We start from the raw sequence: 17,793 nt of genomic DNA on the forward strand, positions 1-17,793 counted from the left end.
CCGCACCGCGCAACAACCCGTAACAGCGTCTATGGTGTTCTGGTTCAGTGTGTTTGTATTTGGCCTGAAAGACGAAGGAGTGTTGACACATGCGCGACAAACCAGCGAGGGACTTTTTGCCCACTCCCGCCGCGTTCATCAACGCGCAGAGTGCGATCACTGGCCTGCGTGGCCGGGATCTGTTTTCGACCCTGCGCAGCGTTGCAGCTCACGGCTTGCGCAACCCGGTGCACAGTGCCCGCCACGCCTTGAAACTGGGCGGTCAGCTGGGCCGGGTACTGCTGGGTGAAACGCTGCATCCGACCAATCCGCAAGACAGTCGCTTTTCCGACCCGGCGTGGAGCCTCAACCCGTTTTATCGCCGCAGCTTGCAGGCCTACCTGAGCTGGCAGAAACAGGTCAAAAGCTGGATCGACGAGAGCGGAATGCCCCCAGACGATCGTGCCCGCGCGCACTTCGCCTTTGCTTTGCTCAATGACGCCGTGGCGCCGTCCAACACCCTGCTCAATCCGTTGGCGATCAAAGAGATCTTCAACTCCGGCGGCAACAGTCTGGTGCGTGGCATCAGCCATCTGGTCGACGATTTCCTGCACAACGACGGCCTGCCCAGACAAGTCACCAAGCAAGCGTTCGAGGTCGGTAAAACAGTCGCCACCACCACGGGCTCCGTGGTGTTTCGCAACGAGCTATTGGAGCTGATCCAATACAAGCCGATGAGCGAAAAACAGTACGCCAAGCCCCTGCTGATCGTGCCGCCGCAAATCAACAAGTACTACATTTTCGACCTCAGCCCGGCCAACAGCTTTGTGCAGTACGCCCTGAAAAACGGCCTGCAGACCTTTATGGTCAGCTGGCGCAACCCGGATGTGCGTCACCGTGAATGGGGTCTGTCGACCTACGTCGAAGCGGTGGAAGAAGCGATGAACGTTTGCCGGGCAATCACCGGCGCTCGCGAAGTCAACCTGATGGGGGCTTGCGCCGGCGGCCTGACCATCGCCGCGNTGCAAGGCCACTTGCAGGCCAAGCGACAACTGCGGCGAGTGTCCAGCGCGACGTATCTGGTGAGCCTGCTCGACAGTCAGATGGACTCTCCAGCGACTCTTTTCGCTGACGAACAGACTCTGGAAGCGGCCAAGCGTCGCTCCTATCAGAAGGGTGTGCTGGACGGGCGCGACATGGCCAAGGTCTTTGCCTGGATGCGTCCCAACGATTTGATCTGGAGTTACTTCGTCAATAACTACCTGTTGGGCAAGGAGCCTCCAGCGTTCGACATCCTCTACTGGAACAACGACAACACGCGGCTTCCCGCCGCGCTGCATGGCGATTTGCTGGACTTCTTCAAGCACAACCCGTTGAGCCATCCCGGCGGCCTGGAAGTGTGCGGCACGCCTATCGATTTGCAGAAGGTCACGGTGGACAGCTTCAGCGTGGCCGGGATTAACGACCACATCACACCGTGGGACGCGGTGTATCGCTCCACACAATTGCTGGGCGGCGAGCGACGCTTCGTACTGTCCAACAGCGGTCATGTGCAGAGCATCCTCAACCCGCCTAGCAACCCGAAAGCCAACTTCGTCGAGAGCGCGAAACTGAGCAGCGATCCACGGGCGTGGTATTACGACGCCAAGCAAGTCGACGGCAGTTGGTGGACCCAATGGCTGAGCTGGATTCAGGAACGTTCGGGCGCGCAAAAAGAAACCCACATGGCCCTCGGCAACCAGAACTATCCACCGATGGAGGCGGCACCCGGTACTTACGTGCGTGTGCGCTGACTGACAACGAACCACGGCACACGCCTGCCGTGGCATGACTCGACCATTAAGAAGACTGGATGAAAACCCGCGACCGGATCCTCGAATGTGCCCTGCAATTGTTCAATCAGAAGGGTGAACCGAACGTTTCCACCATGGAAGTTGCCAACGAAATGGGCATCAGCCCGGGCAACCTCTACTACCACTTCCACGGCAAGGAACCGTTGATTCTCGGCTTGTTCGAGCGTTTCCAGGCCGAGCTTGCGCCACTGCTTGATCCTCCGGCCGATGTGGAACTGGCACCGGAGGATTACTGGCTGTTCCTGCACTTGATCGTCGAGCGCATGGCCCATTACCGGTTTCTGTTTCAGGACCTGTCGAACCTTGCAGGACGCCTGCCGAAGCTGGCCAAGGGCATTCGTAATTTGCTGACGGCGCTGAAGCGCACACTGGCTTCATTGTTGGCGCGTTTGAAGGCGCAAGGGCAGTTGGTCAGTGACACTCAAGCGCTGGGGCAGTTGGTGGAGCAGATCACCATGACGCTGCTGTTCTCGCTGGACTATCAGCGGATTCTTGATCGCGAGGGTGAAGTCAGGTTGGTGGTGTATCAGATCATGATGCTGGTGGCGCCGCATTTGCTGCCGCCGATCAAAGTGGCGACCGAGCACCTGGCGCTGCAATACCTGGAAGAACACGACTAACTCTGCACACCGCTAAATCCTGTGGGAGCGGGCTTGCCCGCAATAGCTATTTCCCAGTCGATATCAATGGTGAATGTGATGGCCTCATCGCGGGCAAGCCCGCTCCCACAGGTCTAGTGGCACCTTGGAAACCGTGCACAAACAAAAACGCCCGACCTTTGCAGGCCGGGCGTTTTCTTGAGCCCTGAAAATCAGGACTGACTGGTTGGCGTCGATGGAGCTGGCGCGACAGTCGGGGTTACAGCAGGGGTCGGTGCAGCAGCGGAGTTCGACGTGCTGACCGGGGTTGCCGGTTTGGCGGCAGCCACTGCTGGTTTTGGCGCGGCAGCCTTAGGCGCGGCCGGCTTTTTCACTGCTGGTTTCTTCGCTGCGGCAGGTTTTGCCGCTGGCTTGGCTGCCGGTTTGGCTGCTGCAGTTTTAGCAGCCGGTTTTGCCGCTGGTTTGGCGGCGGCTTTGGCAGCAACCGATTTGACCGCTGCCTTGGCTGCTGCAGGTTTGGCGGCCGCAGTTTTGGTAGCAGACTTGGCTGCAGACGCAACTTTCGACGCGGCTTTAGCGACCGGTTTAGCGGCGGCCTTGGCCAGTGGCTTGGCTGCGCTTTTGGCTGCTGGTTTAGCTGCCGCAGGTTTGGCCGCTGCGGTTTTCGCCGCAACAGGCGCAACCTTGGCGCCGGTCAGTTTTTCGATTTGCTTGGTCAAGGTATCGACCTTGCTGTGCAGCGCTTTCACTTCATTGCGGCTTGGTACACCCAGGCGCGAAATGGCGCTGTTCAGGCGCTTGTCAAAAGCCCCTTCCAGCTCATCCCACTTGCCCAGCGCACGATCTTTCACGCCGCTGATACGCGACTTGGCCGACGAAGCGGAATCCTTGACGTCATCGACTTTCTTGCCGACAGCGCTCTTGGTGAGCTTCTCGGCTTTCTCGCCGTCTTTAACCAAAGTCTCGAAGTATTTGCCGCCGTCACTGCTAACCTTCGAGTACACGCCTAAACCAGCAAGCCAGATTTTACGGGAATATTTTTCAACTTCCCCGATCCACGAGCTGCCTTCTTTCTGAGTCGTCTTTTTAACAGCCATCCCGATCTCCTTAGTGTTTACGCGCGACACGTTCTAGCAATGCCGTCAGCTCTTCGAGCTTAGCAGAGAGTGTCTCAACGTCATGTTTAGACGCAATGCCGATCCGATTCAAGGCACTTGCAACACGCGTGTCAAAAGCCTTCTCGACCTTGTCGAGTTGAACTTCGACCTTGGCTTTGAAAGTGCTCACTTCACTCTTGGCTTCGTCGATCTCTGAGTTAGCCGCTTCAAGTTTCTCGGCAACTACTTTTTTGCCTTTGGTTTCAACAGTTTGACCCGCCTTGATCAACTCTTGAAAGTACTCGCTGCCCTCTTGGCCAACCTTGGTGTAGGCACCAAGGCCCGCCAGCCAGATCTTGCGGGCATAGCTTTTAACGTCACTCAGGGCGGTAGACTGAACGTCGATTTTTTTCTTCAAAATAACTTTGGCCATGGTGCACCTCACGCAGATTAGGGTCGAGGAACTGCCCGCGAAAGTGTCGGGCTCAGGCACAAAGTAGGGAGAAAAATTAGAAACGGCACCCTAACAACTGACATAAAGAAGTAGGTACACCACCGAACCTGTGGGAGCGGGCTTGCCCGCGAAGAGGTCGGTACATCCACCACATCTTCTGTGACGGGTACACCGCCTTCGCGGGCAAGCCCGCTCCCACAGGGATTGCGTCTCACAGAAAGAATCGGGTCAGACCAACGCTTTATCGAGCGCTTTCTCGATTTCCGATTTGATCATGCCGCTCATGGCCGACATCATCAGACCCAACTCCACATCGACACGGATCGAGTCTTCGCTGACAAGCACCGCGCCTTTAACGCCGGAGCGTCTGAGGTTCAGGGTGTCGCCGGACCACTGCGGCTCCAGGCCATATTGATCGGACAGTTTCTGCGCCAACTGGTCGGCCTTCTCACGGGCCGCTTCCTTGCCCAGGCCGTGGGCACGTTCAACACTAATACGGGCCATCGAATGACTCCTGCTTTATGAATGCTTTCCTGAAGCATCTTGACCGCTGCTGCGGCAAAACGTCCCGGTGGTTGCCTATCTTACCTTCAGCCTTGCCAAGACAAAGCAGGCCTTGGGGATTATCATGTCCCGCATTCTCTTTTGGTGACAGCGATATGACTGATCAGCGCAAAGGCAGCGATGCCGAACCCACCACTCACTTCGGCTTCAAGAACGTCCCGGAAAGCCAGAAAGCGGAAAAAGTCGCTGAGGTGTTCCACTCCGTAGCCGCCAAGTACGACCTGATGAACGACGTGCTGTCGGGCGGCATGCACCGCCTGTGGAAACGCTTCACTATCGAACTGTCGGGCGTACGCACCGGCAACCGCGTGCTGGATATCGCCGGCGGTACGGGTGACCTGGCNANGAAGTTCTCGCACCTCGTTGGCCCGACCGGCCAGGTCGTGTTGGCCGACATCAACGAATCCATGCTCAAGGTCGGTCGTGACCGCCTGCTGGATCTGGGTGTGGCCGGCAACGTCGAGTTCGTCCAGGCCGACGCAGAAAAACTGCCGTTCCCGGACAACCATTTCGACTGCGTGACCATCGCCTTCGGCCTGCGCAACGTGACCCATAAAGAGGACGCGATCCGCTCGATGCTGCGCGTACTCAAGCCGGGCGGCCGCCTGCTCGTGCTGGAGTTCTCCAAGCCGACCAACGCGCTGATGTCCAAGGTCTACGACACTTACTCGTTCGCCTTCATGCCGCTGATGGGCAAGCTGATCACCAATGACGCCGAAAGCTACCGCTACCTGGCTGAATCGATCCGCATGCACCCCGACCAGGAAACCCTGAAGTCCATGATGGTAGAAGCCGGTTTCGACCGCGTGACCTACCACAACATGACCTCGGGTATCGTCGCCCTGCACCGCGGCATCAAACCCTGATGTTGCTGGCCGGCCTGCTCGCCAGCGTTGAACTCGGTCTGAACCGGGTGCTGCGTCTCGACAGCACGGCGCTGCCGCGGCTGGCGCATTTGAGCGGCAGGGTGATTGCCGTCGACTGCCGCAGCCCGGCGCTGCAACTGTTCATCCTGCCCAGCGACGAAGGCCTGATGCTCGCCTCCCATTGGGAAACCGGCGCTGACTGCACGTTGCGCGCACCGGCCTCAAGCCTGTTGAAACTGGCGATGAGCAAGGACAAGACTTCGGTGCTGCACGGCCCGGAAGTCGAGCTCGACGGCGACAGCGGCGTGCTGCTGGAACTGGCGGCGATCCTTCAGGACCTTGAGCTGGACTGGGAGTACGAACTCTCGCGCTGGCTCGGCCCGGTCGCCACACAACTGGTCGGCGGTCACCTGCGCAGTCGCGCACGCTGGTATCAGCAAGGGTTCGCCAGCCTGAACCAGAATCTTGGCGAATACCTGGCCGAAGAATCGCGCACCCTCGTCGGTCAGCGCGAAGCCGAAGCCCGATTCAGTGAACTGGACCAGATCAAACTCGATCTGGAACGTCTCGAGGCGCGNTTCGAGCGCCTGAGCCGGTCCCTTGATCCAAGCGATAACGCATGAAGCTGCTCGCCGTCCGCCGTTTGTTTCGTATCCAGCGCGTCGTAATCCGCTACCGCCTCGATGACCTGCTGTTCGCCCTGCCATTGCCATGGTTTCTGCTGGCGGTGCGCTACGTACTGCCGTGGCGCTGGTTCCCGCGCAAACCGCTGGAGCTGAGCCGTGGCGCGCGCCTGCGCCTGGCGTTGCAGGACCTGGGGCCGATCTTTATCAAGTTCGGGCAGATCCTGTCCACCCGCCGCGACCTGCTGCCGGAAGACATCGCAGATGAACTGATGAAACTTCAGGACCGCGTGCCGCCGTTCGACTCGCAGGTGTCGGTCAACCTGATCGAAGAGCAGCTCGGCAAAAAGATCAGTGAAGTGTTCAGCCGTTTCGACGTTGAACCGCTGGCCTCAGCCTCGGTGGCGCAGGTGCACGCCGCGCAACTGAAGACCGGCGAAGAAGTGGTGGTGAAGGTGATTCGCCCAGGCCTCAAGCCGATCATCGGTCAGGACCTGGCGTGGCTGTTCATCTTGGCCCGGGCCGCCGAACGCTTCTCTGCCGATGCGCGCCTGTTGCACCCGGTGGACGTGGTCGCCGACTACGAAAAAACCATCTACGACGAACTCGACCTGCTACGCGAAGCCGCCAACGCCAGCCAGCTCAAGCGCAACTTCGAAGGCTCATCGCTGCTGTACGTGCCGCAGGTGTATTGGGACTGGTGCCGCCCTAAAGTGCTGGTGATGGAGCGCATCTACGGCGTGCAGGTCACCGACCTCGCCACCCTGGCCGACCAGCGCACCGACATGAAGATGCTCGCCGAACGCGGTGTAGAGATTTTCTTCACCCAGGTGTTCCGCGACAGTTTCTTCCACGCCGACATGCACCCGGGCAACATCTTCGTCAGCACCGTGAACCCGTGGAGCCCGCAGTACATTGCGATCGATTGCGGCATCGTCGGCAGCCTGACCCCGGAAGACCAGGATTACCTGGCGCGTAACCTGTTCGCCTTCTTCAAGCGTGACTATCGCCGCGTGGCGCAATTGCACATTGATTCGGGCTGGGTGCCGGCGGAAACCAAGCTCAACGAATTCGAAGCAGCGATCCGCACGGTGTGCGAGCCAATCTTTGAAAAACCGTTAAAAGATATTTCATTCGGACAGGTGCTGATGCGCCTGTTCCAGACCGCGCGCCGCTTCAATATGGAAGTGCAGCCGCAGCTGGTCTTGCTGCAAAAAACCCTGCTCAACATCGAAGGCCTGGGCCGTCAGTTGTACCCGGACCTCGATCTGTGGAATACCGCGCAGCCGTTCCTCGAACGCTGGATGCGCGAGCGCGTCAGCCCGAAAACCCTGCTGGGCAACCTGCAAAGCCAAGTGGAGCAACTGCCGCACCTGGCCAACATGGCCCGCGACCTGCTGGAACGCATGTCCCAGCCCCACGCCAACGATCCGCCACCACCGTGGCACAAGCGCAAGGACGACTGGTTCCTGCGCCTGCTCGGCTGCGCTCACCTGGCGGGCGGCGCCATTCTGCTGGCCGGCGGGCCGTTGAGCGAAATGGGTCATTGGCCGGCCGGAATCATGGTGGCCGTCGGTTTGTATCTGGTCGTTCGCCGATAGCCAGCGCCCCCGCACGCTGGCACACTGTTTGAACGCTTGGGTTCTGCTCATGAAGTGTGGAACCCGCTGTCGGAGTCGAAGATGAAAAACTGGCTGGACGAGATCAAGTGGGACGCAGACGGCCTGGTGCCGGCNATTGCCCAGGACTACAAGACCGGGCGCGTACTGATGATGGCCTGGATGAACCGCGAGGCCCTGAGCCTCACCGCCACTGAGCAGCGCGCCATTTACTGGTCACGTTCGCGTGGCAAACTGTGGCGCAAGGGCGAAGAGTCCGGGCACGTGCAAACCCTGCACGAGATGCGCCTGGACTGTGACGCCGACGTGATCATCCTGATGGTCGAGCAGATCGGTGACATCGCCTGCCATACCGGTCGCCAGAGCTGCTTTTACCGCGTCTTCGAGAACGGCGACTGGAAAACCGTCGATCCAGTGCTCAAGGACCCGCACGCCATTTATTCCGCAGGACACACCCATGAGTGACACCCTGACCCGTCTGGCCGAGGTGCTGGAAGACCGCAAAGGCGCGGATGCCGACAGCTCCTATGTCGCCAGCCTGTACCACAAGGGCCTGAACAAGATTCTGGAAAAACTTGGCGAAGAATCCATCGAGACGATCATCGCCGCCAAAGACGCGCAGATCAGCGGTGATTGCAGCGATGTGATCTACGAAACCGCTGACTTATGGTTCCACAGTCTGGTCATGCTCGCCCAACTGGGGCAGCATCCGCAGGCCGTGCTGGATGAACTGGACCGTCGCTTCGGCTTGTCCGGGCACGTCGAAAAGGCCTCGCGCCCGTCCGCCTGAATAACTTTTACAGAGGAATTGCAGCATGGGCATTTTTGACTGGAAACACTGGATCGTCATTCTCGTGGTGGTCGTTCTGGTATTCGGCACCAAGAAACTCAAGAACCTGGGCACCGACGTGGGCGAGTCGATCAAGGGTTTCAAAAAAGCCATGAACGATGACGAAAAACCGGCCGACCCTACCGTTACCCCGGCGCAACCGGTTCCACCTGTTCAGCCACAGACCACTCAGTCCGTGAACCAGCCGCACACCATTGACGTGCAGGCGCAAAAAGTCGAAGAGCCGACCCGCAAAGACTCGTGAGCACTGACTAATGTTTGGTATCAGCTTCTCTGAACTGCTGCTCGTCGGCCTTGTGGCCCTGCTGGTGCTGGGGCCNGAACGTCTGCCGGGTGCTGCGCGCACCGCCGGCCTGTGGGTCGGTCGTCTGAANCGCAGTTTCAACGCCATCAAACAGGAAGTTGAACGGGAAATCGGCGCCGACGAGATTCGTCGGCAACTGCACAACGAGCACATCCTGTCCCTGGAACAGGAGGCGCGGAAGATTTTCACGCCGACCCAGCAGGAGGCCACGCCCGTTCAGCCTGTTGAACCGGTCGCGGAGCAAACGATTCATGCCCCCGCCGCCGAGCCAACACCTGTTGTCGCCGCTGTAGCACCTGCGCCTGTTGTTGCAATGCCACCGGCTGAACCTGCCACGCCTGCGGCTGCGCCTGTTGCGCCGGCCCCTCATGACCCAACACTGCCGCCGCGAGCCCCATGAGCGATNATCCNGAAGACGACCATCACATGCCGCTGGTCTCGCACCTCACCGAGCTGCGTACCCGCCTGCTGCGTTGCGTAGCGGCCATCTTCATCATCTTTGCCGGGCTGTTCGCCTTCACCCAGCAAATCTATACCTTCGTCTCCACGCCGCTGCGCCAGTACCTGCCGGCCGGCGCGACGATGATCGCCACCGACGTGTCGTCGCCGTTCCTGACGCCGCTGAAGCTGACCATGATGGTCTCGCTGTTCCTGGCGATCCCGGTGATCCTGCATCAGATCTGGGGCTTTATCGCACCGGGCCTGTACAAGCACGAGAAGCGCATCGCCGTGCCGTTGCTGGTGTCGAGCATCCTGCTGTTCTACACCGGCATGGCCTTCGCCTACTTCCTGGTGTTCCCGCTGATCTTCAAATTCTTCGCCGCCGCCACCCCGGCCGGCGTGGAGATGATGACCGACATCACCAGCTACCTCGACTTCGTGATGACGCTGTTCTTCGCCTTCGGCGTGGCCTTCGAAATCCCGGTGGCCGTGGTGCTGCTGGTGTGGATTGGTGTGGTCGACGTCAAATACCTGAAGAAAGTCCGCCCGTACGTCATCATCGGCTGCTTCGTGGTCGGCATGATCCTCACGCCGCCGGACATCTTCTCGCAGACCCTGCTGGCTGTGCCGATGTGGATGCTGTTCGAAATCGGCATCCTGTTCGGTGGTCTGATCAGCAAGCGCGGCGACCATCCAAACGATCAGCCGGACAACCAGCCGGCAGACGATCACAACGACCAGCCGCCAGCGACCCAGCCGTGAACCTGCTGCTCCTTGAAGAGGCCGACTTTATCGCGGCCGACCGGGTGATATTGCGTGATCGGCGCCTGGTGCACATGCAGGAAGTCCACCGCGCTGCGGTGGGCGACAACCTGCGCGTCGGGCGTATCGGCGGCCTTATGGGTGCGGCCGAAGTGCTGCGACTGGACGCTGATGAAACCGAACTGCGCGTCACCCTTGACCAGCCGCCACCGGCCAAGCTGCCACTGACACTGGTGTTGGCCCTGCCACGGCCGAAAATGCTGCGCAGGGTGTTTCAGACCGTGGCGGCTATGGGTGTGCCACGAATCATTCTGGTGAACAGCTATCGCGTCGAGAAGAGCTTCTGGCAGACGCCGTTTCTGGAGCCTGAGGCGATTCGCGAGCAACTGATCCTCGGCCTGGAACAGGCACGGGACACCGTCCTGCCCGAAATCGTTATCGAAAAACGCTTCAAACCGTTTGTCGAAGATCGCCTGCCGGCCATGACCGAAGGCACCCTGGGCCTGATCGGCCATCCCGGCGATTACCCGGCCTGCCCCCGTGGGCTGGATACGCCTGTGACCCTGGCCATCGGCCCGGAAGGTGGCTGGATTCCTTACGAAGTGGACCTGCTGGCCAAGTCCGGCCTGCAACCGGTACAACTCGGCGAACGCATCCTGCGCGTTGAAACCGCCGTCACCGCGCTGCTCGCACGACTCTTCTAAGACACAGAACCTGTGGGAGCGAGCTTGCTCGCGATAGCGGACTGCCAGAAACGCATGTGTTGACTGGCCCACCGTCAGAAACGCATGTGTTGACTGGCCCACCGTCATCGCGAGCAAGCTCGCTCCCACAGGGGAATTTGTCGTTCCAACCAATGTGTACGCCTACAGATTCCCCGCCGCCCGCCGATACAGACCCCATAAAACCAATTTGTAGTCCGAGGGAGTAGCAGCATGTACCGTTGGCTAGCCGAGAATCTGGGAAATGTAAGCGTCAATCGCAAACTGGGGATCGGCTTCGGTCTGGTGCTGCTGCTAACGTTGCTGATCACTTTCACAGGCTGGACCGGCCTGACGAGCGTGATGAGTCGCGGCGACAAACTGGGCTTCATCTCCAGCCTCAACGGCCTGACCAAAGACCTGCGCCTGGCGCGCCTGGACTTCGAAATGCGTCGCGGTGAACAAGGCCCGGCCGCCGTCAACGACCTGCTGAGCCAACTCGACGCCGGTTTGCAAACCGCGCGCAAATTGATCGAACAGCCATCTGACGTGGCGATGATCGACCAGCAACTGGCCGCCGTCAGCCAGTACAAACAAGCCTTCATTGCGATGACCCAGGCCGGCGCCAACCGCGAAGACGCCCGCAGTAAACTGGGCGCCACCGCCGACAATGCCGTGGCCCGCGTCGCGGAAGTGGAAAAATCCATGCTGCAAGGCGACAGCGTCGCCGACTTCAACAGCGTGATCGATCTGAGCAAACTGATTCAGCAATCACGCTTCCAGGTTCGCGGCTACACCTACAGCGGCAAGACGGAGGCCGAGAAACCGGCGCTGGACGCCATCGACAACGCCCTGAAGAACCTCGAAAGCCTGCCATCCAAACTGCCGGAACAGCACATCGCCAACCTGCAACAGGCTACCGATTCGCTCAAAGCCTACCGCGCCGCCGTCAGCCAGTTCCGCGACTCGCAAGTGGCCAGCGCCGCCGCCCTCAAGCTCATGGCCGGGCAAGGCGATATCTTGCTCAACGTCAGCAAAAAACTCACCGTTTCGCAAACCATCGTCCGTGACACCGACGCCGCGCACGCCAAGAACCTGTTGCTGATGGCCACCGTTCTGGCCCTGGCGTTTGGCTTGCTGGCGGCATGGGCGATCACTCGCCAGATCGTCATCCCGCTGAACCAGACCCTCAAAGTGGCCGAGCGTGTGGCCGCTGGCGACCTGACGCAAAACCTTGTTTCCGAACGTCGCGATGAATTGGGCCAGCTCCAGCGCTCCATGCAGAGCATGACCCTGGGCTTGCGCGAACTGATCGGCGGGATCAGCGATGGCGTTGCGCAAATCGCCAGCGCCGCCGAAGAGTTATCGGCCGTCACCGAGCAGACCAGCGCCGGGGTCAACAGCCAGAAGGTCGAGACCGATCAGGTCGCCACGGCGATGAACGAGATGACCGCCACCGTGCAGGAAGTCGCGCGTAACGCCGAAGAAGCCTCCGAAGCTGCCGTCGCCGCCGACCAGCAGGCCCGCGAGGGTGACAAGGTGGTCGGTGAAGCCATCGCCCAGATCGAGCGTTTGGCTACCGAGGTCGGCAATTCCACCGAGGCCATGAGCCATCTGAAACGCGAAAGCGACAAGATCGGCAGCGTGCTCGACGTGATCAAATCGGTGGCCCAGCAAACCAACTTGTTGGCACTCAACGCCGCGATTGAAGCGGCGCGTGCCGGTGAAGCCGGCCGCGGCTTCGCGGTGGTGGCCGATGAGGTGCGCAGCCTGGCCCAGCGCACCCAGAAGTCCACCGAAGAGATCGAAGAGCTGATCGTCGGCCTGCAAAGCGGCACCCAACAGGTAGCCACCATCATGGACAACAGCCGTGGCCTCACCGACAGCAGCGTCGAACTGACTCGTCGAGCCGGCAACGCACTGGGCAATATCACTCGCACAGTGTCGGCGATTCAGTCGATGAACCAGCAGATTGCCGCCGCTGCCGAACAGCAAACCGCAGTGGCCGAGGAGATCAACCGGAGCGTGCTGAACGTGCGCGATGTGTCCGAGCAGACCTCGGCAGCCAGTGAAGAGACCGCGGCCTCCAGCGTTGAGCTGGCGCGGTTGGGGACCCATCTGCAGATGCTGGTTGGGCGGTTCAAGGTTTAAGGTGACGCGAATGCCTCGGTTCGCTTGAGACCGAGGTGATGCTATCGCGGGCAAGCCCGCTCCCACAGGGATCAGCGGTGCAGACGCTGGTCGGTAAATTCAGGCTCTGAGGCTCGCCCTGCGCTACAGCACCTGGCGCAGGAAAGCCTGGGCCCGTGGGTCTTTCGGCGCATCGAAGAACTCGGCCGGGGCCGCATCTTCCAGCAACTTGCCGTGATCGAAAAACAGCACCCGGTCCGCTACTTCGCGGGCAAAACCCATCTCGTGGGTGACGCAGACCATGGTCATGCCTTCCAGCGCCAGGGTCTTCATCACGTCCAGCACTTCNNAACGCACTCGCCCGTTTGCACAAGGGTTTGGCAACGTTCAGGCAAAAAAAAGCCCCGCTGGCTAGCGGGGCTCTTTGTTACGCCAACTGAGGCTGTGCACTCAGTGGTTTGAGCGGTAGCAGCGGCGCATGGGGATCGGCTTTCACCGATTTGCGCCAGGCGGCCAGCCACTCGGGGTGGCCTTCATTCCAGATCTGCTCGTGCAAGCGAGCCAATGCCACCGGGTCGCTCAGCAGCTGCACACGCTCATTGTTGTTCAGGCCGTCAGGCCCGACTTTCAATGCATGACGCACACGCTCGATCCGCAACCATTCGATCGGCTCGGCCTGACCGTGACGCGAGGTCGCCAGCGNGCAGGCCAAGGCGTTTTGCTGCGGGTCGACCACCGAACGCACAAACCCGTCATTGAGGGCGTGCCAACGGTTTTCGTGGGTGTACTTCTCGGTCGACAACAGGGCTTGCGGCGGATTGTATTCCTCGGGGATCAGGAACAGGCTCTCGTCGCGGGACTTGAGGCCCAGCTTGACCCGGCTGGAAATCACCGACACTGGAATCGACAGCATCAGCGAACCCACGATCGGCACCAGCCACCACAGGAAGCTCGGGTTCAGCCAGATCACCAGCAGGGCCCAGAAGAAGCCCAGCAAGGTTTGCGGGCCGTGGCGCTTAACCGCTTCGCTCCACGGCGTGGAGTCGTCGTCACGTTGTGGCGAATTCCAGGTCGCGGCCCAGCCGAGGAACGCGGCGAGCACGAAACGGGTGTGGAAGATCATCCGCACCGGCGCCAGCAGCATGGAGAACAGCATCTCCAGCAGCATCGACAAGGTCACCTTGAACTTGCCACCGAACTCTTTCGCGCCCTTGGCCCAGATCAGGATGATGCTCAGCAATTTAGGCAGGAACAGCAGCACAATGGTGGTGGAGAACAGCGCCACAGCCTTGTCCGGATGCCATTGCGGCCACAGCGGGTACAACTGGCGTGGCGCCATGAAGTACTGCGGCTCCATCAGGGTGTTCACCGCCAGCAACGCCGTCGACAACACCAGGAAGAAGAACCACAGCGGCGCCGACAGGTAGGACATCACGCCAGTCAGGAACACCGCGCGGTGCACCGGGTGCATGCCTTTTACCAGGAACAGGCGGAAGTTCATCAGGTTACCGTGGCACCAGCGACGGTCACGCTTGAGTTCATCCAGCAGGTTCGGCGGCAGCTCTTCATAGCTGCCCGGCAGGTCGTAGGCAATCCACACGCCCCAACCGGCACGGCGCATCAGCGCTGCTTCAACGAAGTCGTGGGAAAGAATCGCACCGGCAAACGCACCTTTACCCGGCAACGGCGCGAGGGCGCAGTGCTCGATAAAGGGCTTCATGCGGATAATGGCGTTGTGGCCCCAGTAGTGCGACTCACCCAACTGCCAGAAGTGCAGACCGGCCGTAAACAGCGGGCCGTACACGCGAGTGGCGAATTGCTGCATGCGCGCATACAGGGTGTCCATGCCCGACGCACGTGGCGCGGTCTGGATAATCCCGGCATCCGGCGTGGCTTCCATCAGGCGCACCAGNCTGGTCAGGCATTCGCCGCTCATCACGCTGTCGGCGTCGAGCACCACCATGTATTTGTAGTCACCGCCCCAACGACGGCAGAAGTCGTCGAGGTTGCCGCTCTTGCGCTTTACGCGACGGCGACGACGGCGATAGAAGATCTTGCCGAAACCACCCGCTTCGCGGCACACGTCGAGCCAGGCTTGCTGTTCGGCGATGCAGATGTCGGCTTCGTTACTGTCACTGAGGACGAAGAAATCGAAGCGATCCAGGTCGCCCGTGGCGGCTACCGATTCAAACGTCGCGCGCAGACCGGCAAATACCCGGGGCACGTCTTCGTTGCAGATCGGCATCACCAACGCTGTACGGGCATCTTTCGGAATCGGCTCGTCCCCGGCACTTTTACCGGAGATCCGGTATTTATCGTGACCGGTGAGCAANTCGAGAAAGCCCATCAGCGCGGTCCAGAAACCGGCCGACACCCAGCAGAACAAAATCCCGAACAGAATCAGGATGCTGGTTTGCAGCGCATACGGCAGCACTTGCGTGGCCGTCTGCAGCAGCGGTTGATGCAGCACTTCGTTAAGGTCGACCAGCGACCAGCCCTGGTACGGCATGATGCCTTTCATGTACCAGCCGGCGACGATGGTCTGGCCGAGCATCAGCACCAGCAAGATATAGCGACGGATCGAACCCACGGTACGCCAGCGAGCCGCTGGCAATACACGCTCGTCCTTCGGCGGGGCCGGAGGGTTGGTGCGACCGGTCATCCGGCGCCAACCGCGCACCAGGATGTTGGTACGCCAAGGCTCGGGCACCACTTTGGTCCGACGGATCGGCGGCGTGGCTTTCAGGCAAACACGGCCACTGGCGTCGAGCGCCAGCATTTCCGCATCTTCCAGTTCTTCCGCAGTGTTCAGGGTCAAGCGACGGCCCACCGAGGCTTGGGCAGCCTCGGTCGGTGCGTCGAACGTCGATGACGACAGACGCTGGTGCAGTTCGCTGAAGGACTGGCAGCCCGCGAGTTCCGCGCGCTGCTGGTCGGTCATCGGTAGATGCGCCAGATACTCGGCAAGCGTCTCNGGCNTAACTTGAGAATTACTCATCGGCAGGCAACTGGTAGCTCCAGGTCTCGGTCAGGACTTCTTCCGTCGCTGCCGATTCCGGTGTGGCTGGGGCCGCGTCCGCAGCAACAGGCTGCTTGGCGTCTTTGTTGTCCTTGTCCTTGGTATTGGCAACTGGCTTGGCGTCGGCCTGCTTGGCTTCAGCTTGCTTGGCGTCCTTGGCTTCCTTGTCAGCCTTCTCTTGTTGCTTGGCGGCGACCTTGTCGGCCTTGGCAACAGAAGAGTTGGAGACTGGCAGCGAATTCTTGGAAAGGTCGCCAGGCACGATGTTCTCGACCAGTGCTGCACGCATCTCGGTAGGCTTGCCCGGATCCTTGATCTTCATGCGCAGGGTCAGGCGCCAGCCTTTGGTGTGCTNGTTGTAACGCACGCTGTTCTCGACCAGCTCGGCATTGTCGCCAACGCTGACCTGGCTGCGAACGTCCGCGGTTTCCGGCAGTGCCGCCAGGGACGGACCTTCGAAGTCCACCAGGTAGGCAACGCTGCCATCCGGCTGACGGATCAGGTTGGATTGCTTCACGTCACCCGTGGAACGCAGGGTCTGTTGGACCCAGGCGCTGTCCGGTGCGTGAAGAGCGGCTTCGTCGATGGTCCAGTGCATGCGATAAGCGACGTCCAGCGGCTGGCCAGGTTTCGGCAGCTCGGCCGGGCTCCAGAACGCAACGATGTTGTCGTTGGTTTCGTCGGCGGTCGGAATCTCTACCAGGTCGACGGAACCCTTGCCCCAGTCGCCTTCAGGCTCGATCCAGGCGCTTGGGCGCTTGTCGTAGTTGTCGTCCAGGTCTTCGTAATGGCTGAAGTCGCGGCCACGCTGCAGCAAGCCGAAACCACGCGGGTTCTCGACGCTGAAGTTACTGACAGACAAGTGTTTAGGGTTGTTCAGTGGGCGCCAGATCCACTCGCCGTTGCCGGCATGGATCGACAGACCGCTGGAGTCGTGCAGTTCACGACGGTAATTAAGCACTTTCGACGGCTGGTTGGCGCCGAACAGGTACATGCTGGTCAACGGCGCAACGCCAAGCTTGGTGACCTTGTCACGCAGGAACATGCGGGCTTTGACGTCGACGATGGTGTCGCTGCCAGGGCGCAGGGTCAGGCGATAGGCGCCGGTCGCGCGTGGCGAATCCAGCAAGGCGAAGATCACCAGCTGNTTGTCACCCGGTTTTGGCTGTTGAATCCAGAATTCGGTGAAGCGCGGGAATTCTTCGCCGGACGGCAATGCGGTATCGATCGCCATGCCGCGTGCGGACAAGCCATAGGTGTGACCCTTGCCGACCACGCGGAAGTAGCTCGCGCCGAGCATGGTCATGATTTCGTCTTGCTTGTCGTCTTTGTTGATCGGGTAAAGCACACGGAAACCGGCGTAACCCAGTTGTTCGGTGGACTTTGGATCATATTTCACGTCGCCGAAATCGAAACGAGTCGGGTCGTATTTGATTTCATGAACGCTGTCGGTGGTCACTTCGTTGATTTTCACCGGCGTGTCGAAGTGCATGCCCTGGTGATAGAACGAAAGCTTGAACGGGGTTTTCTGATCGGCCCACTCGGCTTTTTCAGTGAGGAAACGAATTTTTTGATAGTCCGCGAATTTCATTTCGCGGAATTCGTTCGGCAGGTTACTGCGCGGGGCTTCGTATTTTTGTCCGGCCAGCTCTTTCGCCTTGACCGATACATCATCCAGATTGAATGCCCAAATCTGGCCGGCGCTGAGCAGGCAGAGCAGTGCAGAGCCCGCTACCAGTGCGTTTCGTAACCGTTTGGCAGACAATTTTGGTGCATTACAGGGACTAACAATCACGAGCAACCCTCGCCGAAAACAGATCAAAAAACCAACGGCCAGCTATCTATATGCCAGGTTGGCGAGCATTGTTCCGACTCCCCTGGGTCAAAATGATTCCCCAATGGTCGCCGGACAAGTCTCTACCTAAGTCAAAA

17 protein-coding genes and 2 pseudogenes are annotated in these 17,793 nt (G+C 60.1%); 13 read left to right on the forward strand and 6 right to left on the reverse strand.

Annotated elements, in window-relative coordinates:
• The first annotated feature begins 89 nt into the window (after positions 1–89).
• On the forward strand, positions 90–1,772 hold the full coding sequence (phaC, locus tag B7L09_RS15325; RefSeq protein WP_094469532.1) for a class II poly(R)-hydroxyalkanoic acid synthase: 1,683 nt from the start codon (positions 90–92) through the stop codon (positions 1,770–1,772).
• 59 nt (positions 1,773–1,831) lie between these two features.
• Positions 1,832–2,452 (forward strand): TetR/AcrR family transcriptional regulator, encoded by a 621-nt coding sequence (locus tag B7L09_RS15330; protein ID WP_094469533.1) that lies wholly within the window; start codon positions 1,832–1,834, stop codon positions 2,450–2,452.
• A 191-nt stretch (positions 2,453–2,643) separates the two neighbouring features.
• Here B7L09_RS15330 and B7L09_RS15335 read toward each other — a convergent pair whose 3' ends face one another.
• The 3 genes from B7L09_RS15335 to B7L09_RS15345 all read right to left on the reverse strand — a co-directional run bounded on the left by B7L09_RS15335 (position 2,644) and on the right by B7L09_RS15345 (position 4,486).
• A complete protein-coding gene (locus B7L09_RS15335; protein WP_094469534.1) occupies positions 2,644–3,528 on the reverse strand; it encodes a phasin family protein in 885 nt (294 codons plus the stop codon).
• Positions 3,529–3,538: 10 nt separating this feature from the next.
• Positions 3,539–3,961 (reverse strand): phasin family protein, encoded by a 423-nt coding sequence (locus B7L09_RS15340; protein ID WP_094469535.1) that lies wholly within the window; start codon positions 3,959–3,961, stop codon positions 3,539–3,541.
• A gap of 249 nt (positions 3,962–4,210) precedes the next feature.
• Positions 4,211–4,486: a polyhydroxyalkanoic acid system family protein gene (locus B7L09_RS15345; protein WP_094469536.1), complete on the reverse strand. Its 276-nt coding sequence runs from the start codon at positions 4,484–4,486 to the stop codon at positions 4,211–4,213.
• A gap of 155 nt (positions 4,487–4,641) precedes the next feature.
• Between B7L09_RS15345 and ubiE the strand changes: the two genes are divergently transcribed.
• The 11 genes and pseudogenes from ubiE to B7L09_RS32855 all read left to right on the forward strand — a co-directional run bounded on the left by ubiE (position 4,642) and on the right by B7L09_RS32855 (position 12,863).
• Positions 4,642–5,412, forward strand: coding sequence for a bifunctional demethylmenaquinone methyltransferase/2-methoxy-6-polyprenyl-1,4-benzoquinol methylase UbiE (gene ubiE / locus B7L09_RS15350; protein ID WP_094469537.1), 771 nt, complete (start codon positions 4,642–4,644; stop codon positions 5,410–5,412).
• Positions 5,412–6,035 carry a ubiquinone biosynthesis accessory factor UbiJ gene (locus B7L09_RS15355; RefSeq protein WP_090176626.1) on the forward strand — a complete coding sequence of 208 codons (624 nt, stop codon included), beginning with the start codon at positions 5,412–5,414 and terminating at the stop codon, positions 6,033–6,035. Before ubiE ends, B7L09_RS15355 begins: the two co-directional genes overlap by 1 nt.
• The gene (gene ubiB, locus B7L09_RS15360; RefSeq protein ID WP_094469538.1) at positions 6,032–7,636 is read left to right on the forward strand and encodes a ubiquinone biosynthesis regulatory protein kinase UbiB; all 1,605 of its coding nucleotides are present in this window, start codon (positions 6,032–6,034) and stop codon (positions 7,634–7,636) included. Before B7L09_RS15355 ends, ubiB begins: the two co-directional genes overlap by 4 nt.
• An 81-nt stretch (positions 7,637–7,717) precedes the next feature.
• On the forward strand, positions 7,718–8,119 hold the full coding sequence (hisI, locus tag B7L09_RS15365; protein WP_094469539.1) for a phosphoribosyl-AMP cyclohydrolase: 402 nt from the start codon (positions 7,718–7,720) through the stop codon (positions 8,117–8,119).
• Positions 8,112–8,444, forward strand: coding sequence for a phosphoribosyl-ATP diphosphatase (locus B7L09_RS15370; RefSeq protein ID WP_094469540.1), 333 nt, complete (start codon positions 8,112–8,114; stop codon positions 8,442–8,444). The genes hisI and B7L09_RS15370 overlap by 8 nt, the downstream gene beginning before the upstream one ends.
• Before the next feature lie 25 nt (positions 8,445–8,469).
• Positions 8,470–8,748: a twin-arginine translocase TatA/TatE family subunit gene (locus B7L09_RS15375; RefSeq protein ID WP_094469541.1), complete on the forward strand. Its 279-nt coding sequence runs from the start codon at positions 8,470–8,472 to the stop codon at positions 8,746–8,748.
• Positions 8,749–8,758: 10 nt separating this feature from the next.
• Positions 8,759–9,208 carry a Sec-independent protein translocase protein TatB gene (gene tatB, locus B7L09_RS15380; protein ID WP_094469542.1) on the forward strand — a complete coding sequence of 150 codons (450 nt, stop codon included), beginning with the start codon at positions 8,759–8,761 and terminating at the stop codon, positions 9,206–9,208.
• The gene (gene tatC, locus B7L09_RS15385) at positions 9,205–10,011 is read left to right on the forward strand and encodes a twin-arginine translocase subunit TatC (RefSeq protein ID WP_094469543.1); all 807 of its coding nucleotides are present in this window, start codon (positions 9,205–9,207) and stop codon (positions 10,009–10,011) included. The genes tatB and tatC overlap by 4 nt, the downstream gene beginning before the upstream one ends.
• On the forward strand, positions 10,008–10,715 hold the full coding sequence (locus B7L09_RS15390) for a 16S rRNA (uracil(1498)-N(3))-methyltransferase (protein ID WP_094469544.1): 708 nt from the start codon (positions 10,008–10,010) through the stop codon (positions 10,713–10,715). The genes tatC and B7L09_RS15390 overlap by 4 nt, the downstream gene beginning before the upstream one ends.
• A gap of 231 nt (positions 10,716–10,946) precedes the next feature.
• Positions 10,947–12,005, forward strand: a pseudogene (locus B7L09_RS32850) (methyl-accepting chemotaxis protein); the annotation flags it as partial.
• Between the two features lie 144 nt (positions 12,006–12,149).
• A complete protein-coding gene (locus tag B7L09_RS32855) occupies positions 12,150–12,863 on the forward strand; it encodes a methyl-accepting chemotaxis protein (RefSeq protein ID WP_438269329.1) in 714 nt (237 codons plus the stop codon).
• A 123-nt stretch (positions 12,864–12,986) separates the two neighbouring features.
• On the opposite strand, the pseudogene B7L09_RS15400 reads toward B7L09_RS32855, so the two are convergent.
• The 3 genes and pseudogenes from B7L09_RS15400 to B7L09_RS15410 form a co-directional block, all read right to left on the reverse strand.
• Positions 12,987–13,193 (reverse strand): annotated as a pseudogene (locus B7L09_RS15400) (peptide ABC transporter ATP-binding protein); the annotation flags it as partial.
• Positions 13,194–13,269: 76 nt separating this feature from the next.
• Complete coding sequence (gene mdoH / locus B7L09_RS15405; RefSeq protein WP_094469546.1) at positions 13,270–15,840, reverse strand: glucans biosynthesis glucosyltransferase MdoH; 2,571 nt, start codon at positions 15,838–15,840, stop codon at positions 13,270–13,272.
• Positions 15,833–17,656: a glucan biosynthesis protein gene (locus tag B7L09_RS15410; protein WP_094469547.1), complete on the reverse strand. Its 1,824-nt coding sequence runs from the start codon at positions 17,654–17,656 to the stop codon at positions 15,833–15,835. The genes mdoH and B7L09_RS15410 overlap by 8 nt, the downstream gene beginning before the upstream one ends.
• Positions 17,657–17,793: the final 137 nt, after the last annotated feature.

Origin of the sequence: Pseudomonas mandelii, assembly GCF_002251635.1 — a bacterium.
Lineage (GTDB): Bacteria > Pseudomonadota > Gammaproteobacteria > Pseudomonadales > Pseudomonadaceae > Aquipseudomonas > Aquipseudomonas mandelii_B.

Excerpts from the sequence above, each read along its gene's own strand:
- ubiB (WP_094469538.1), top strand. The coding sequence starts at position 6,032 with ATGAAGCTGCTCGCCGTCCGCCGTTTGTTTCGTATCCAGCGCGTCGTA.
- B7L09_RS15335 (WP_094469534.1), bottom strand. The coding sequence starts at position 3,528 with ATGGCTGTTAAAAAGACGACTCAGAAAGAAGGCAGCTCGTGGATCGGG.
- B7L09_RS15375 (WP_094469541.1), top strand. The coding sequence starts at position 8,470 with ATGGGCATTTTTGACTGGAAACACTGGATCGTCATTCTCGTGGTGGTC.
- B7L09_RS15370 (WP_094469540.1), top strand. The coding sequence starts at position 8,112 with ATGAGTGACACCCTGACCCGTCTGGCCGAGGTGCTGGAAGACCGCAAA.
- B7L09_RS32855 (WP_438269329.1), top strand. The coding sequence starts at position 12,150 with ATGAACGAGATGACCGCCACCGTGCAGGAAGTCGCGCGTAACGCCGAA.
- B7L09_RS15330 (WP_094469533.1), top strand. The coding sequence starts at position 1,832 with ATGAAAACCCGCGACCGGATCCTCGAATGTGCCCTGCAATTGTTCAAT.
- B7L09_RS15345 (WP_094469536.1), bottom strand. The coding sequence starts at position 4,486 with ATGGCCCGTATTAGTGTTGAACGTGCCCACGGCCTGGGCAAGGAAGCG.
- B7L09_RS15340 (WP_094469535.1), bottom strand. The coding sequence starts at position 3,961 with ATGGCCAAAGTTATTTTGAAGAAAAAAATCGACGTTCAGTCTACCGCC.